The sequence below is a fragment of the Kineococcus deserti genome (assembly GCF_050871945.1).
Lineage (GTDB): Bacteria > Actinomycetota > Actinomycetes > Actinomycetales > Kineococcaceae > Kineococcus.
Genome location: NZ_JBJLSI010000049.1, coordinates 1 through 16,114 on the forward strand (window position 1 = coordinate 1; position 16,114 = coordinate 16,114).

Genomic DNA, 16,114 nt, shown 5'->3' on the forward strand with positions numbered 1-16,114 from the left:
AAACACACCCCCCCCCCCCCCCCCACCCCACCCCCCCGCGCCGCCCCGCCCCCCCCCCCCCCGCCCCCCCCCCCCCCCCCCCCGCAACCGGTAGCCTGTGGCCGTGTCTGAGATCGAGATCGGCCGCGGCAAGCGGGGGCGACGCGCCTACAGCTTCGACGACATCGCCGTCGTCCCCAGCCGGCGCACCCGCGACCCCGAGGACGTGTCGACCTCCTGGCAGATCGACGCCTACCACTTCGACATCCCCGTGATGAGCGCGCCGATGGACTCGGTCGCCTCGCCCGCCACGGCCGTCGCCCTGGGCGAGCTCGGCGGTCTGGGCGTCCTGGACCTCGAGGGCCTGTGGACCCGGTACGAGGACCCCGAACCGCTGCTGGCCGAGATCGCCGGGCTCGACCCGGCCGTCGCGATCCCGCGCATGCAGGAGATCTACGCCGAGCCGGTCAAGCCCGAGCTCATCACCAGCCGGCTGGCCGAGGTCCGCGCCGCCGGCGTCACCGTCGCGGGCGCCCTGTCGCCGCAGCGGACGCAGGAGTTCTGGAAGGTCGTCGTCGACGCGGGCGTGGACCTGTTCGTGATCCGCGGCACGACCGTCTCGGCCGAGCACGTCTCGGGCCGCAGCGAGCCGCTGAACCTCAAGCGCTTCATCTACGAGCTCGACGTGCCGGTCGTCGTCGGTGGCGCGGCCACCTACACCGCGGCGCTGCACCTCATGCGCACCGGCGCGGCCGGCGTCCTCGTCGGGTTCGGCGGGGGAGCGGCGCACACCACCCGCAAGGCCCTGGGCATCCACGCGCCGATGGCCTCGGCCGTCGCCGACGTCGCCGCGGCCCGCCGCGACTACATGGACGAGTCCGGCGGCCGGTACGTCCACGTCATCGCCGACGGCGGCGTCGGGACCTCCGGCGACATCGTCAAGGCCATCGCCTGCGGCTCCGACGCCGTCATGCTCGGGGCCTCCCTGGCCCGTGCGACCGAGGCGCCGGGCCGCGGCTGGCACTGGGGCCCGGAGGCGCACCACAGCGTCCTGCCGCGCGGTGAGCGCGTGCACGTCGGGACCACCGCCCCGCTGGCCGAGATCCTCAACGGCCCGGGCCGGGTCGCGGACGGGACCACGAACCTCATGGGCGCGCTGCGACGCTCGATGGCCTCCACGGGGTACTCCGACCTCAAGGAGCTGCAGCGCATCGAGGTCGTCGTCTCCCCGTACCAGCCCGCCTGAGGAGTCCCGTGCCCCACCTCGAGCTGGCCGGTTCGACGGCCCCCTGGACCCCGGACGCCCTGGCCGACCAGAGCGGCCGCACGGTCCTGGTCACCGGCGCGAACTCCGGCCTGGGTCTGCACGTCGCGACGGAGTTCGCCCGCCGCGGCGCCGACGTCCTCATGGCGTGCCGGAACGCCGAACGCGGCCGCGCCGCGGTCGCACAGCTGACCGCCGAGGTCCGCAACTCGGGCGTCGAGCCGACCGTGGAGGTCGTCGCGCTCGACGTCGCCGACCTGGCCGACGTCCGCCGCGCCGCCTCCGACGTGCTGGACCGCCGCCCGAGCATCGACGTCCTGGTCAACAACGCCGGCGTCATGGTTCCCCCGTTCGGACGGACCGTCGACGGGTTCGAGACGCAGGTCGGCACGAACCACCTGGGGCACTTCGCCCTCACGGGCCTGCTGCTGCCGGCGTTGCTGGCCGGTGGCGGGGGCCGCGTCGTCAGCGTGGCCAGCGTCGCGCACCGGTTCTCGCGGCTGGACCGGGAGAACTACCAGAGCGAGCGCAGCTACCGGAAGTGGCTGGCCTACGGGCAGTCCAAGCTGTCGAACCTGCTGTTCGCCTTCGAACTGCAGCGCCGCGCCGCCGCCGCCGGAGCCCCGATCGTCTCCACGGCCGCCCACCCCGGGCTGTCCGACACGAACCTGTGGAAGATGACCCCGCTGAGCGGGAACCGCGTCGGTGAGGCGTTCGCGCAGGTGCTGGGCCGGGCCATCGGGCAGCCGGCGGCCCAGGGCGCCTGGCCGCTGCTGCGTGCCGCGACCGACCCCGACGCCGTGGGCGGGGAGTACTTCGGGCCCGGCGGCCGCCAGGAGTGGCGCGGTTTCCCCGTCGTGGTCCCGGCCACCCCCTTCGCCTACGACACCTCCGACGCCGCCTGGTTGTGGGCCCGCTCGGCCGAGTGGACCGGCGTCGACTTCGAGGAACTCACCGTCTGAGGTCCCGCCCACCACTCCCGCGGAAACAACAGTCTCCGTCGCTCACGGCACGCGCCGGCGACGGAGACTGTTGTTTCCGCGGGAGTGGTGGGCGGTCAGCGGCGGGCGGGAGCCAGCGCGGCGGTGCCGACGAGCAGCGCGCCGGCCACCGCCACGACGACGAAACCCCACGCGGGCCCGGCGTGCTCGGCCAGGTTCCCACCCAGCGCGGCGCCGGCGGCGACGCCCAGCACGATCCCGGAGTTCAGCAGCGCCATGACGAACGCGCCGCGTTCGGGGGCGACGAGCCCGGCCGCGAGGGTGTTGACCGTCACCAGCGCCGGGCCGACGAACAACCCGGTCACCAGCACCGTGGCCGCCAGCGTCCCCAGGCTGTCGGCGGTCAGGGCCATGAGCCCGGCTCCGGCCAGCAGCCCGGCCCCGCACAGGGCCCACCGCCGCCGCAGCCCGAACCGCGCGGGCAGCAGCACCAGGCAGAGCGTGGTGAGCGTGGAGCCGACGGCCAGCAGCGCGTAGACCAGCGAGCCGAGGGAGGCCGAACCGACCGACTCCGCGGCTGCGGTGACGGCGGTCTGGGTGGCGCCGAAGACGCCGCCCATCGCGAGCATCGCCACCACCGGGACCACCACCGCCACCGGGACCGGGCCGGCCGGGCGCACGCTCCCGCGCGGCCCGCTCAGCGTCACCCGGTGGGTGGGGTGGCAGGCGAAGGCCGTCACGAAGACCGCCGTGAGCCCGGCCGCCGTGAGCAGCGCGGCGGCGGGGTCACCGAGGACCCCGACGGCCCCGACGACGGCTGGGCCCAGGATGAACGTCGCCTCGTCGATCGTGCCCTCGCAGGCGAAGGCGGTCTCCACCTCGTGCGGGTCGCGGGTCATCCGCAGCCACCGCGCGCGGGAGAACCCGCTGACCGAGGGCAGCGTCAGCCCGACCACCGCGGCGGCGGGCAGCAGGGCGGACGTCCGGGGCGAGTCCAGTGCGGCGAACAGCCCGCCCAGGGCCAGCAGGTGCGCGGCGACGACCGTCAGCAGCACCCGGCGCTGCCCGGCCCGGTCGGCCATCCAGCCGACGACCGGCACCCCGAGCGCCTCGCCGATCGCGGTCGCGGCGCTGGCGAGCCCGCCGACCGCGACCGATCCGCTGGCGGAGGTGACCAGGCTCAGGACCGCCAGGGGGACCATCGTGATCGGCAACCGGCCGAGCGCGGCGACCGGCAGGTAGGCCCGGCCGGCGATCTGCGGCAACCTGGCGTACCGGGTGCGCAGCGTGGTGGGGGTGGGAGTGGGGGTGGTGGTGCTCACGGGCAGGCTCCATCGACGTGGTGCGCCTCCCCGCCTCTGACGCACCCGGACCCTGAGATGTGAACGCGTTCGAGCTTACGGCTCGCCGTGCCAGCTGCGCCACAGCCGGCCGTACGGGCCACCGGCGTCGACCAGCTCGGCGTGGGTGCCGAGCTCGGTGATCCTGCCCCCCTCGACGACGGCGATCCGGTCGGCGTCGTGGGCGGTGTGCAGCCGGTGCGCGATGGCCACCGTCGTGCGGCCTTCGAGCACCGCGGCCAGCGACCGCTCGAGGTGCCGGGCCGCGTTCGGGTCCAGCAGCGACGTCGCCTCGTCCAGCACCAGCGTGTGCGGGTCGGCCAGCACGAGGCGTGCGAGCGCCACCTGCTGGGCCTGCGCGGCCGACAGCGTCAGCCCGTTCTCCCCCACGGGGGTGTCCAGGCCGTCGGGCATCGCCAGCGCCCAGTCACGGGCGTCGACGGCCGCCAGCGCCTCGAGGACCTGCTCGTCGGACGACCCGGGGGCGGCCAGCGCGATGTTGTCGCGCAGGGAGGCGGCGAACACGTGCCGTTCCTGGGTGACCAGCGCGATCCGCGAGCGCAGCTCGTCCAGCGGCAGGCCGGTGACCTCGGCGCCACCGACCTGGACGGTGCCGTGCGAGGGCGGGTTGATCCCGGCCAGCAGCCGGCCCAGCGTCGACTTCCCGGCCCCCGTGGGCCCGACGATCGCGAGCCGCTCGCCGGGTTCGAGCTCGAGGGAGACGTCGTGCAGCACGGGACGGCCGGCCGAGTACTCGAAGCCGACGCGGTCGGCGGCGATGTCGTCACCGGCCGGTTCGTCGGCGCGTTCGGTCCGGTCCGCCTCGACCGCGGACAACCCCACGACGCGGGCGAAGGAGGCCTGCCCGACCTGCAGTTCGTCCCACCAGGCCAGCAGTTCGTTGACGGGCCCGACGAGCTGGCGCAGGTACAGCACGACGGTGGTGACCTGCCCGACGGTCTGCAGGTCGTGCCGGACGAGGAAACCGCCCCACAGCAGCGCCACGACGACGGGGACCAGGTACGACATCTCGATGCTGGGGAACCACACGGTCCGCAGGCGCAACGTGTACCGCTCCCGCTGCACCGTCGCGCCGATGACGTCGTCGACCATCCGGATCCGGTGCTCGGCCAGGCCCAGCGCCTCGACCGTGCGGACGTTCTCGACGTTCTCGCCCAGCGTGGTCGAGATGCGGCCCCACTCGGCGCGTTCGGCCGCGTAGCCCTGCGGCGCGCGGCGCAGGTACCAGCGGGTGGCGAGGAACAACCCGGGCACGCCGGCGAGGATCGCCAGCGCGACCAGCGGGCCGGAGACCACGGCCGCGACGACGGTCAGCGTGGAGGTGACGAACGCGACGAGGATCGCCGGGGCGCCGTAGCGGACGGTGTAGCTCAGCGCGTCGACGTCGTTGGTGGTGCGCGAGACCAGGTCGCCGGTGCCGGCCTGCTCCACCACCGACAGCGGCAGCGCCGTGGCGCGGGTGAGGAACTCCTCGCGCAGTTGCGCGAAGACGCCCTCGGCCAGGACCAGCGAGCGCTTGCGCGCCAGCCGGGCCAGGACGGCCTGGGCGACGACGGCCGCCACCAGGACCGCGACGTAGGTGTCGATGCGCCCGGTGACCTCGGCCAGGGCCGTGCCGTCGCGGACGGCGCGCACCACGTCGTCGACGAGCCGGCCCAGCAGCCACGGCCCCAGCAGGCCCGCGACGGCGGCCAGGGCGTGCAGCCCGAGCATGCGCAGGCCGGGGTCGCGGTGCTGGGTCAGCAGGCGCCGGACGTCGCGCAGGACGTGCGCGCGGTCGGCGACGGGGAGTGTGGTCCTCACGTTCTCTCCTCGATCTGTTCCGCACGAGGTGCGGGAACTCCCGCGTCGCGGGTCACGAAACGGCGGTAGGACGCGTCGCGGGTCAGCAGTTCGGCGTGGGTGCCGCGGTCGACGAGCCGCCCGGCGCGCACCCAGCAGACCTGCTCGACCTGCGGCAGGACGAGCGGGCTGGCGGTGGCCACGACGGTGGTCCGCCCGGCGCGGGCGCGCCGCAGCCGGGCGGCGATGCGGGCCTCGGTGTGCGCGTCGACGGCGCTGGTCGGCTCGACCAGGACGAGCGCCTCGGCCTCGCGCAGCAGCACGCGGGCCAGGGCCAGCCGCTGGCGCTGCCCACCGGACAGCGAGCGGCCGCGTTCGGTGACCACCCCGGCCAGGCCACCGTCGACGAGGTCGAGGATCTCGACCGCGTCGGCGACCTCCATGACCCGCAGGACGTCCGCGTCGGTGGCCCGGTGCTCGGGGTCGACCTGCTCGCGGACGGTGCCGCTGAACAGCTGGGCGTCGTCCTCGGCCAGCAGCACCCGCGCGCGCACGTCGGTGATCGGCATCCGCCGCAGCGGGACCCCGCCGAAGGTGGCACGGGTGTCGTCGTCGAAGCGGGTCAGCCGGCGGGCCAGGACGGCCGCGTCCTCGGGCGGGTCGCAGACGACGGCCGTCAGGACACCGGGCGCGGCCAGCACGCCGGACTCGGGGTCGGCCAGTTCGCCGCCGGGCGAGGGGGTGCGCCCGTCGTCGCGGACGGCGGGTGGCACCTCGAGCAGGCTGATGAGCCGGCGGGCGGCGATGAGGGCGCGCACGTACTTGTCGGCGGCCTCCACCAGCATCCGCAGCGGCGAGGTGAGGAACGCGGCGTACCCGTAGAGGGCGACGAGGTCACCGGCGGTGATCTCGCGTTGCACGGTGGCGCGGGCACCGGCCCACACCAGGGCGGCGACGAGCAGACCGGGGACGAGGATCTGCAGCGCCTCCAGCGCCGCCTCCCACGTCGCCACCCGCACCCCGGCGGCCCGCACCGCCTGGCTCTTGGCCCGGTAGCGGCCGAGGAAGACCTCCTCGCCGCCGATGCCGCGCAGGATCCGCAGCCCCCGCACGGTGTCGGTGCCGATCGAGGTGAGTTCCCCGGACAGCTTGCGGTGCAGGCGCTGACGTTCCTGCAGCGGCCGCAGGACGAACAGCAGCAGGGCCATCACGACGGGAACCCCGATGAGGATCACCAGCCCGATGGGCACCGACGTGCGCAGCACGAGGACGGCCACCACCGCGACGGCCGCCAGCGAGGCCACGGCCCGCTGCGTCACGTCGAAGGCGTCGGCCAGCCGCGGTCCGTCCGAGGCGATGGAGGCCAGCACCTCGCCCTGCGGCAACTTCGTGGTGACGGCGGTGCCGGCGCGGGAGGTGTGCCGGCCGACCTGCTGCAGGGTGCGGAAGCACGCCGTCAGCCAGTTCGTGACGCCGTAGCGGTGCCGCACGATCGCGGCGGTCGCGGTGACGACGGCCAGGGCCAGGACCGTGAGCGACCAGCGGGTGAGGGCGGCGGCGTTCCCGTCCACCACGCCCTCGTCGACGGCCTTGCCGATGGCGGCAGGCAGCACTGCCTGCGAGAGCATCCAGACGGTCCCGATCGCCGATCCGACCACCATCGGCCGCCACTGCCGTGCCGCGGTGTGCAGCAGGAAGCGGACGGGGGAGGTGACGTCGGGAGTACCGGGATCGCTCAGGGGGAGAGAGCGCACAGCGACTGACGGTAACCACTTTCCCGCTGCCCTTCCACGCGGTTTCCGGCGCGCGTCCCCGCCGCCGCGGGCGTCGGTCCGGGAACCGGCTGCGGTTGTGCCGCCACTCGGGTGGAAGGGGGTGACTCCGCGCCCGGCTACCCTTGGGTCGTGACGCCGGACGTGCCCGAGAGCCAGCCCGAGATCAGCGCCGACACCCCGCCCGCCGAGGTGGCCGCCGAGCGGACCCACCGCCCGGTGCTCGTCGTCGACTACGGAGCCCAGTACGCGCAGTTGATCGCGCGCCGGGTCCGCGAGGCCGACACCTACTCCGAGATCGTTCCCAGCTCGACGCCGGTCGACGAGATCCTCGCCAAGGACCCGGCCGCGGTGATCCTGTCCGGTGGTCCCTCGAGCGTCTACGCCGAGGGCGCCCCGCAGGTCGACCCGGCGCTGTTCGAGGCCGGGGTTCCGGTCCTGGGCATCTGCTACGGGTTCCAGGCGATGGCCAAGGCCCTCGGCGGCGAGGTCGCCCGCACCGGCCGGCGCGAGTACGGCGGAACCGCCGCCTCGCTGACCGACCCGTCGGCCTCGACGCTGCTGCGCGACCAGCCCACCGCGCAGCCGGTGTGGATGTCGCACGGCGACAGCGTGTCCCAGGCGCCGGAGGGTTTCCGCGTCACGGCCTCGACCGAGGGCACGCCCGTCGCGGCGTTCGAGGACGACGAGCGCCGGCTCTACGGCGTGCAGTGGCACCCCGAGGTCAAGCACTCCACGCACGGCCAGGACGTGCTGGTGAACTTCCTGCGCGACGGCGCCCGGATCACACCGGACTGGACGACCGGCAACGTCATCGAGGAGCAGGTCGCCCGGATCAAGGCGCAGATCGGGGACGGCAAGGTCATCTGCGCGCTGTCCGGCGGGGTCGACTCGGCCGTCGCGGGCGCGCTCGTGCAGCGCGCCGTCGGCGACCAGCTCACCTGCGTGTTCGTCGACCACGGTCTGCTGCGTGCCGGTGAGGCCGAGCAGGTCGAGAAGGACTTCGTGGCCGCGACGGGCGTGAAGCTGCACGTCGTCGACGCCGTCCAGCGGTTCGCCGACGCCCTCGACGGGGTCAGCGACCCCGAGCAGAAGCGCAAGATCATCGGCCGCGAGTTCATCCGCGTGTTCGAGCAGGCCGCGCGCGAGGTGGTCGCGAAGGAAGGTTCCGACGAGGTCAAGTTCCTCGTCCAGGGCACCCTGTACCCCGACGTCGTGGAGTCCGGCGGCGGCACCGGTGCGGCGACGATCAAGAGCCACCACAACGTCGGCGGCCTGCCCGACGACCTGGCCTTCGAACTCGTCGAACCGCTGCGTGCGCTGTTCAAGGACGAGGTCCGCGCGGTGGGCCTGCAGCTCGGCCTGCCCGAGGCGATGGTCTACCGCCAGCCGTTCCCCGGCCCGGGGCTGGCGATCCGCATCGTCGGTGCGGTGACGCCCGAGCGCCTGGAGATCCTGCGCGCCGCCGACGCCATCGCCCGCGCCGAACTCACCGCGGCCGGCCTGGACCGCGAGATCTGGCAGTGCCCCGTCGTGCTGCTGGCCGACGTGCGCAGCGTCGGCGTGCAGGGCGACGGCCGCACCTACGGCCACCCGATCGTGCTGCGTCCGGTCTCCTCCGAGGACGCCATGACGGCCGACTGGACGCGGCTGCCGTACGACGTGCTGCAGAAGATCTCCACCCGCATCACCAACGAGGTGCCCGAGGTCAACCGGGTCGTCCTCGACGTCACGAGCAAGCCGCCGGGCACCATCGAGTGGGAGTGATCCCCTTCCGGTGATCCCGTTCGGGTGAGTGGTGTCGGGACCGCCTCGTAGAGTCGCCGGCGTGTGGACTCGAGAGGCGGTCCTCGCCGTTTCTCCCGACAGCGGGTCGGTGGCGGCGGCGACGAAGCTGAGCACCGCCCGGTCGTGGTCGGCCGAGGGCGCCGACGAGCACGCCGTCTGGGGTCTGTGCGCCGGCAGCGGTGGGAATCCGTACCAGACCGTCGTCGACCTCGACGGTCCCGCGTACCGGTGCTCCTGCCCGTCGCGGAAGTTCCCCTGCAAGCACGCCCTGGCCCTGCTGCTGCGCTGGTCCGCCGGGCAGGTCCCGGCCGCCGAGCGCCCGGACTCCACGACGACGTGGCTGGAGAGCCGGACCGCCAGGACGCCACGGTCCACCGGGACGGTTCCCGATCCGGAGGCCGCCGCGCGCCGCAGCGCCCGCCGCGCCGAACGCGTCAGCGCCGGGCTGGCCGAGCTCGACGTCTGGCTCGCCGACCAGGTCCGCACCGGTCTGGCCGCCGCCGCACGGTCCGGGTACTCCTACGGCGCGGCCACCGCGGCCCGGATGGTCGACGCGCAGGCCCCCGGCCTCGCCTCGGCCCTGCGCCGGCTGCCGGGGACGGTCGTCTCCGGGGACGGCTGGACGGGGCGGCTGCTGGAGGAGCTGGCGCTGCTGCGGCTGCTCGTCGCCGCGCACGCGCGGCTCGAGGACCTGCCCGGGCCCGAGGCCGCCACGGTCCGCGCCCACGTCGGGTACCCCGTCCGCGCCGAGGACGTCCTGGCGACGCCGGGCGTGCGCGACCAGTGGGCCGTCACCGGGGTGCGCGACGTCCTGGCCGACAACCTCACCGCCCGCCGGGTCTGGTTGCGCGGCGACGCCACCGGCCGCCCCGCCCTGGTGCTGACGTTCACCCCGTCCGGGACGGCGCCGGACACCTCGCTGCCCGTCGGGACGGTCCTGGACGCCGACCTGCACTTCCACCCCGGCACCCCGGCGCTGCGAGCCGTGGTCGGAACCCGCCACGGCGAACCGCGACCGCTGACCAGGTTGTCACCGTGCTCCGCGGCGCGGGCCGTCGCGGAGTTCGGTCGTGCGGTCGCCGCCGACCCGTGGACCCGGCACTGGCCCGTGGTGGTCTCCGACGTGGTTCCCGTCGCGCACGACGAGGAGGTTTCCCTCGTCGGCGCCGACGGAACCCTTCCCGTCCACCCGGGTGGGGCCGACGTCTGGCGGATGCTGGCGGTCTCCGGGGGTTTCCCCGTCACGGTGACCGGAGAACTCGGCGCCCGCGGGTTGCGGCCCACCGGTGTCCTGGGGACCGGCGCGCTGGTGGGCCTGTAGATGTGGGACGAACTCGTCACGACCGCGCTGCTGGGCACCACCCGCCGGCCCTTCGACCCCTCGGCCCTGCCCGAGCCGGTCCGCGAACTCGTCCCCGCGGGAGAGGCGCCCGTCCGGTTGCTCGACGCCGCCGCCCTGCTCGCCGTCGCGCGGCGGGCGAACCCCGGGCTCCTGGGCGCTGCGACGGAACTGCCCGAACCCGCGGCCGCCGAGACCCGGCCCGCAACCCCGGCCGCGGCCACCGAGGTCCTGCGCGCCCTGCTGGTCGGCCGGGACTCCCCGCTGCTGCTGGAGTTCCTGCACGTCACCGCCGAGCGCGGCCGCGTCGTCGCGCCCGACGTCCTGCCGGCGCTGCTGGACGCCGGTGCCGCGCACCGCGCGGTCGCCGACGCCGCCGCCCCCGTCCTGGGCGCCCGGGGGCGCTGGCTGGCCGGGCAGCGGGACAGCTGGCGTCCGCAACTGCTGCGGGCGGCCGGCGACCGCCCCGTGGGGTGGGAGCACGCCGCCCCCGCCGACCGGGCCGGGCTCCTGCGCGCCCTGCGTCGCGAGGACCCGGACGCCTCGCGGGACCTGCTGCGCCGCAGCTGGCCCGGCCTCACCGCCGACGAGCGGGAACGGTTCACCGCCGAACTCGTCGTCGGGTTGTCCGCCGCGGACGAGGACCTGCTCGAGAACGCGCTGGCCGATCGTCGCCGCGCCACCCGCGACCAGGCCGCGGCGTTCCTGGCCCGGTTGCCCTCCTCCGGGTACGCGCGGCGGATGGTCACCCGGGCGGCCACGTGCGTGCGGTTCGTACACGAGGTGTTCCAGGTCCAGCCGCCCGCCGAGTGCGACGACGGCATGATCCGCGACGCGATCACCGCCGGCGCCCAGCCCGGCGTCGAACTGCGCAGCGAGGGCGTGCGGGCGCACTGGCTGCGGCAGGTCGTCGCGGCGACCCCGCTGCGGCACTGGACCGACCTCGTGGGCGGGTCGGTCACCGACGTCCTGGCGCGGCGGATCTCCGGCGGCTGGGGCCCGACGTTGCGCGAGGCCTGGGCCGAGGCCGCGGTGCGGCAGGCGGACGCGCCGTGGGCCGAAGCCCTCGTGCCGACCGCGGGCAGCACCGTCCGCACCGAGCTCCTCGCCGTCCTGGACCCCGTGCGGCGGGCCCGGGTGGTGGTGGGCCTGCTGACGGGCCCGCTGCTGGACGCCGCGCCCGCCACCGCGCTCCTGCGCGACTGCCCGACGCCGTGGACGCCGGAACTGGGCGCGGCGGCGCTGGCCGACACCCTGGCGCGGCCCTGGCCCGCCTCGGCCGTGATCGGGATGCGGCAGCGGTTCGACGTCCTCGCCCACCGGCTGCCACCGCAGCAGGCCGTGCCGTTGCACGAGTTCGCCGCGCGGCCCGACCTGTCCGACGCCGCGCGGGCGGTGGCCGTCCGCGCGCTGGAGGTGCTCGCGCTCCGGCAGCGGTTCCACGAGTCGATGTCAGAGGAACTGGAGGGTTCGTGACCGACCTGCTCCGCCCGCACGCCGAACAGCAGTTCGCCGACGAGCTCGCAGCGCTGGCCCGCACCGACGACCGGCAGCGGCCGCCGAACTGGAAGCTGTCGCCGTGGGCCGTCGTGACGTACCTGCTCGGCGGCGAACTGCCCGACGGCACGGTCGTCACGCCCAAGTACGTCGGCCCACGCCGGCTCGTCGAGGTCGCCGTGGCCACCCTGGCCACCGACCGGGCGCTGCTGCTGCTCGGCGTCCCCGGGACGGCGAAGACGTGGGTCAGCGAGCACCTCGCCGCGGCCGTCAGCGGGGACTCCACGCTGCTCGTGCAGGGCACGTCGGGCACGGCGGAGGAGGCGATCCGCTACGGCTGGAACTACGCGCGGTTGCTGGCCGAGGGACCCACCCCTGCGGCGCTGGTGCCCTCGCCGGTCATGACGGCCATGCGCGAGGGGCGCATCGCACGGGTGGAGGAACTGACCCGCATCCCCAGCGACGTGCAGGACGCCCTCATCACCGTCCTGTCGGAGAAGACGCTGCCGGTCCCGGAACTGGCCACCGAGGTGCAGGCCACCCGGGGTTTCTCCGTCATCGCCACGGCCAACGACCGCGACCGCGGCGTCAACGACCTGTCCAGCGCGCTGCGCCGCCGGTTCAACACCGTCGTGCTGCCGTTGCCGGCCGACGCCGAGGAGGAGGTCGCGATCGTGGCCCGCCGCGTCGGCCAGCTCGGCCGCTCCCTGGAGCTGCCGGAACTGCCCACCGCCCTCGAGGAGATCCGCCGCGTCGTCACGGTGTTCCGGGAACTGCGGTCCGGCTCGACCGCGGACGGCCGGACCAGCCTGAAGTCGCCGACGGGAACGCTGTCGACGGCCGAGGCGATCAGCGTCGTCACCGCGGGCATCGCGCTGTCGGCCCACTTCGGCGACGGGGTGCTGCGGCCCGCCGACGTCGCGGCCGGGATCGTCGGGGCGGTCGTGCGCGACCCCGTCTCGGACACCGTCGCCTGGACCGAGTACCTCGAGGCCGTCGTGCGCGAACGCGACGGGTGGGCGGAGTTCTACCGCGCCTGCCGCGAGGTCTCCGGGTGACGGTTCGCGTGCTGGGGGTCCGCCACCACGGGCCGGGCTCGGCGCGGTCGGTGCGGGCGGCGCTGGAGGAGTTCGACCCGACGGTCGTGCTCGTCGAGGGCCCCGCCGACGCCGACGCCCTGGTCCCGCTGGTGGGGGAGCAGGACGTGCGGCCGCCGGTCGCGCTGCTCGCGCATCCCACGGGTGCGCCGGACCGGGCGGTGTTCTGGCCGTTCGCGACGTTCTCCCCGGAATGGCAGGCGTTGACGTGGGCGGTGGCGCGCGGGGTTCCCGCCCGGTTCGCCGACCTGCCCGCAGCGCAGTTGCTGGCCTCGACCTCCGAGCAGGAACCCCGCCGCGGCGCCCGGGTGGACCCCGTCGGCACCCTCGCCGCGACCGCCGGGTACGACGACCCCGAACGGTGGTGGGAGGACCTCGTCGAGCACCGCCCCGGATCCGGGGACCTGTTCGACGGGATCACCGAGGCGATGGCCTCGATGCGGGAGGGCGTGGTCGAGTCGGCGCACGAGCAGCGGCGCGAGGCGCAGATGCGCAAGGTCCTGCGCGCCGCCGTCCGTGAGGGGCACGAGCGCGTCGCCGTCGTCTGCGGGGCCTGGCACGCGCCGGCGCTGACCGGGAAGCTGCCGCCGGTCGGTCAGGACACCGCGCTGCTGCGCGGTGCCGCCAAGGTCAAGGTGTCGCTGACCTGGGTCCCGTGGACGCACGGCCGGCTCGCGGCGGCGTCGGGGTACGGAGCCGGCATCACCAGCCCCGGCTGGTACCACCACCTGTTCACCGCGCCGGACGAACCCGTCACCCGCTGGCTCACCGCGGTCGCGCGGGTGCTGCGTGAGCAGGACCTGCCCGTCTCCAGCGCCTCGGTCATCGAGGCCGTGCGGCTGGCCGAAACCCTCGCCGTGCTGCGCGGGCGGCCGCTGGCCGGGCTCGCCGAGGTCACCGAGGCCACCCGCTCGGTGCTGTGCGAGGGGAACGAGACCCTGCTCGACGTCGTCACCCGTGAACTCGTGATCGGCGAGCTGCTCGGGCAGGTCCCCGCCGCGGCGCCGACGCTGCCGCTGGAGGCCGACCTGCGCTCGCAGTCCAAGCGGGTCCGCCTGAAACCCGACGCCGCCGTCCGCGACCTGGACCTGGACCTGCGCGGTGACACCGACCGTGGGCGGTCGGTCCTGCTGCACCGCCTGCGGCTCCTGGAGGTCGGCTGGGGCCGGCCCGCCGAACCGGCCGTGCGCTCGACCGGCACGTTCCGCGAGACGTGGACGCTGCAGTGGCGGCCCGAGGTCTCGCTCGAACTCGTCGCGGCGTCGCGGTGGGGGACGACCGTCGCCGGCGCCGCCACCACCCGCGTCGTGGCCCGCGCCGTCGGGGGGAACCTGCCGGCCGTCACGACGGCCGTCGAGGACTGCCTGCGCGCCGACCTGCCCGCCGCGCTGCCGCAGGTGCTGGCGGCGCTGGACGAGCGCGCCGCCCACGAGAACGACCTGGCCCACCTCATGGACGCCGTTCCGCCGCTGGTGCGGGCCCTGCGCTACGGCGACGTCCGGGGGACCGGAACCGCTGCGCTGCAACCGGTGACGACGGCGTTGCTGGTCCGGGTGAGCGCGGGGCTGGGGCCGGCGACGACGTCGGTCGACGACGACGCGGCCACCGCGCTGCGGGCACGGGTCGACGCCGTCGACGCAGCCGTGGACCTGCTGGCCGAGCAGGAGCTGTCGGTGCGCTGGCGTTCCGCGTTGCGGTCGGTGGCCGACCGCGCGGACCTGCACCCGCTGCTCGGCGGGCGCATCACGCGGCTGCTGCGGGACGCGGGACGGTTGTCCGCCGACGAGGCCGCGCAGCGGTTGTCGCGGGCGCTGTCCGGACCGGCGGGGCAGGTGGCGCACTGGGTGGAGGGTTTCCTCTCCGGCGGCGGGTTGCTCCTGGTGCACGACACCGCCCTGCTGGAGCTGCTCGACGACTGGCTCACAGGCCTGGACGAGGAGCACTTCCTGGACGTCCTGCCGCTGGTGCGCCGCACCTTCGCGACGTTCGAGGCCGGGGAACGGCGGCAGATCGGCGCGGCCCTGGCCCGCAACGCGACCGCCGTCGCGACGCCGGAGGTCGACCTGACGTCGGAGCACGCGCAGGCCGCGCTGCGCACGGTGGCCAGGCTGCTGGGGAGCGCGCCGTGAGCCCCCCGGAGCGGCAGCGCCGGTGGCGGCTGGTGCTGGGGGAACCCGGCGGCCAGGGCCTGGGCGAGGGCTCGGAACCGGTCGGGCAGGACCGCACCGTCGACCGCGCCCTCGCGGAGCTGTACGACGCCGACCCGCGGCGGCGCGGGGCGGGGCTGGGGAGCTCGGCGCCCGAGGTCGCCCGTTGGCTGGGCGACATCCGGACCTACTTCCCGACCTCGGTCGTGCAGGTCGTCCAGCGGGACGCCGTGGAACGGCTCGGCCTGCACCGGTTGCTGCTCGAACCCGAACTCCTGCAGGCCGTGGAACCGGACGTGCACCTCGTCGGAACCCTGCTCAGCCTGCGCGACGTCATGCCGCAGGAGGTCAGGGCGACCGCCCGGCAGGTGGTGCGCACGGTCGTGCAGGAGGTCGAACGCCGGATCGCGCAACGGACCCGGACGGCGGTCGCCGGCGCGCTGGACCGCTCGAACCGCACCCGACGACCGCGACCCCGCGACATCGACCTGGGCCGGACGATCGCCGCGAACCTCGCCCACTACCTGCCCGAGCACCGCACGGTCGTGCCGGAACGGCTCGTCGGCCACGCGCGCCGGCAGCGCAGCGTCGCGCGCGACGTGGTGCTGCTCGTCGACCAGTCCGGGTCGATGGCCGAGTCCGTCGTGTACGCGGGGGTGTTCGGGGCGGTGCTGGCCTCGCTGTCGACCCTGCGGACGTCGATGGTGGTGTTCGACACGGCCGTCGTCGACCTCACCGAGGAGTTGTCCGATCCCGTCGACGTGCTGTTCGGCACGCAGCTCGGTGGGGGCACGGACATCAACCGGGCGTTGGCGTACGGGCAGTCGCTGGTGACGCGTCCTGCGGACACGACGCTGGTGCTCATCAGCGACCTGTACGAGGGCGGCGTCCGGGAGGAGATGCTGCGCCGGACCGGCTCGCTCGTGCGGTCGGGGGTGCAGGTGGTCGTGCTGCTCGCCCTGTCCGACTCCGGCGCTCCCGCCCACGACGCCGAGAACGCCGCCGCGCTGGCCGAACTCGGCGTCCCCGCGTTCGCCTGCACCCCCGACGCCTTCCCCGACCTGCTCGCCGTCGCCCTCGAACGCGGCGACGTCGCGGCGTGGGCCGAACGCGAACTCGGCCGCCGAACCACCTGACCCTCGGTGGT

At 75.1% G+C, this 16,114-nt stretch carries 11 protein-coding genes; 8 read left to right on the forward strand and 3 right to left on the reverse strand.

What is annotated here, in order from left to right:
* Positions 1–103: 103 nt before the first annotated feature.
* Together ACRYR2_RS23425 and ACRYR2_RS23430 are read left to right on the forward strand one after the other, a co-directional pair.
* Positions 104–1,225 (forward strand): GuaB3 family IMP dehydrogenase-related protein, encoded by a 1,122-nt coding sequence (locus ACRYR2_RS23425; RefSeq protein ID WP_432565308.1) that lies wholly within the window; start codon positions 104–106, stop codon positions 1,223–1,225.
* Positions 1,226–1,233: 8 nt separating this feature from the next.
* Positions 1,234–2,205 (forward strand): oxidoreductase, encoded by a 972-nt coding sequence (locus ACRYR2_RS23430; protein WP_432565309.1) that lies wholly within the window; start codon positions 1,234–1,236, stop codon positions 2,203–2,205.
* A 95-nt stretch (positions 2,206–2,300) separates the two neighbouring features.
* Here ACRYR2_RS23430 and ACRYR2_RS23435 read toward each other — a convergent pair whose 3' ends face one another.
* The 3 genes from ACRYR2_RS23435 to ACRYR2_RS23445 form a co-directional block, all read right to left on the reverse strand.
* Positions 2,301–3,506, reverse strand: coding sequence for an MFS transporter (locus ACRYR2_RS23435; protein ID WP_432565310.1), 1,206 nt, complete (start codon positions 3,504–3,506; stop codon positions 2,301–2,303).
* A 75-nt stretch (positions 3,507–3,581) separates the two neighbouring features.
* The gene (locus ACRYR2_RS23440; protein ID WP_432565311.1) at positions 3,582–5,348 is read right to left on the reverse strand and encodes an ABC transporter ATP-binding protein; all 1,767 of its coding nucleotides are present in this window, start codon (positions 5,346–5,348) and stop codon (positions 3,582–3,584) included.
* On the reverse strand, positions 5,345–7,081 hold the full coding sequence (locus ACRYR2_RS23445) for an ABC transporter transmembrane domain-containing protein (protein ID WP_432565312.1): 1,737 nt from the start codon (positions 7,079–7,081) through the stop codon (positions 5,345–5,347). Before ACRYR2_RS23445 ends, ACRYR2_RS23440 begins: the two co-directional genes overlap by 4 nt.
* Before the next feature lie 183 nt (positions 7,082–7,264).
* On the opposite strand from ACRYR2_RS23445, the gene guaA reads away from it, so the two are divergent.
* The 6 genes from guaA to ACRYR2_RS23475 all read left to right on the forward strand — a co-directional run bounded on the left by guaA (position 7,265) and on the right by ACRYR2_RS23475 (position 16,103).
* Positions 7,265–8,866: a glutamine-hydrolyzing GMP synthase gene (guaA, locus tag ACRYR2_RS23450; RefSeq protein ID WP_432565329.1), complete on the forward strand. Its 1,602-nt coding sequence runs from the start codon at positions 7,265–7,267 to the stop codon at positions 8,864–8,866.
* Positions 8,867–8,927: 61 nt separating this feature from the next.
* Positions 8,928–10,208: an SWIM zinc finger family protein gene (locus tag ACRYR2_RS23455; protein ID WP_432565313.1), complete on the forward strand. Its 1,281-nt coding sequence runs from the start codon at positions 8,928–8,930 to the stop codon at positions 10,206–10,208.
* The gene (locus tag ACRYR2_RS23460; protein WP_432565314.1) at positions 10,209–11,702 is read left to right on the forward strand and encodes a DUF5691 domain-containing protein; all 1,494 of its coding nucleotides are present in this window, start codon (positions 10,209–10,211) and stop codon (positions 11,700–11,702) included.
* Positions 11,699–12,781, forward strand: coding sequence for an ATP-binding protein (locus ACRYR2_RS23465; protein WP_432565315.1), 1,083 nt, complete (start codon positions 11,699–11,701; stop codon positions 12,779–12,781). The genes ACRYR2_RS23460 and ACRYR2_RS23465 overlap by 4 nt, the downstream gene beginning before the upstream one ends.
* Entirely contained in the window at positions 12,778–14,949 is a 2,172-nt protein-coding gene (locus tag ACRYR2_RS23470; protein WP_432565316.1) for a DUF5682 family protein, read from the forward strand. Before ACRYR2_RS23465 ends, ACRYR2_RS23470 begins: the two co-directional genes overlap by 4 nt.
* A complete protein-coding gene (locus tag ACRYR2_RS23475) occupies positions 14,946–16,103 on the forward strand; it encodes a VWA domain-containing protein (RefSeq protein ID WP_432565317.1) in 1,158 nt (385 codons plus the stop codon). Before ACRYR2_RS23470 ends, ACRYR2_RS23475 begins: the two co-directional genes overlap by 4 nt.
* The last annotated feature ends 11 nt before the right edge of the window (positions 16,104–16,114 follow it).

Coding starts and splice junctions, on each gene's coding strand:
- ACRYR2_RS23460 (WP_432565314.1), top strand. CDS start 10,209: ATGTGGGACGAACTCGTCACGACCGCGCTGCTGGGCACCACCCGCCGG.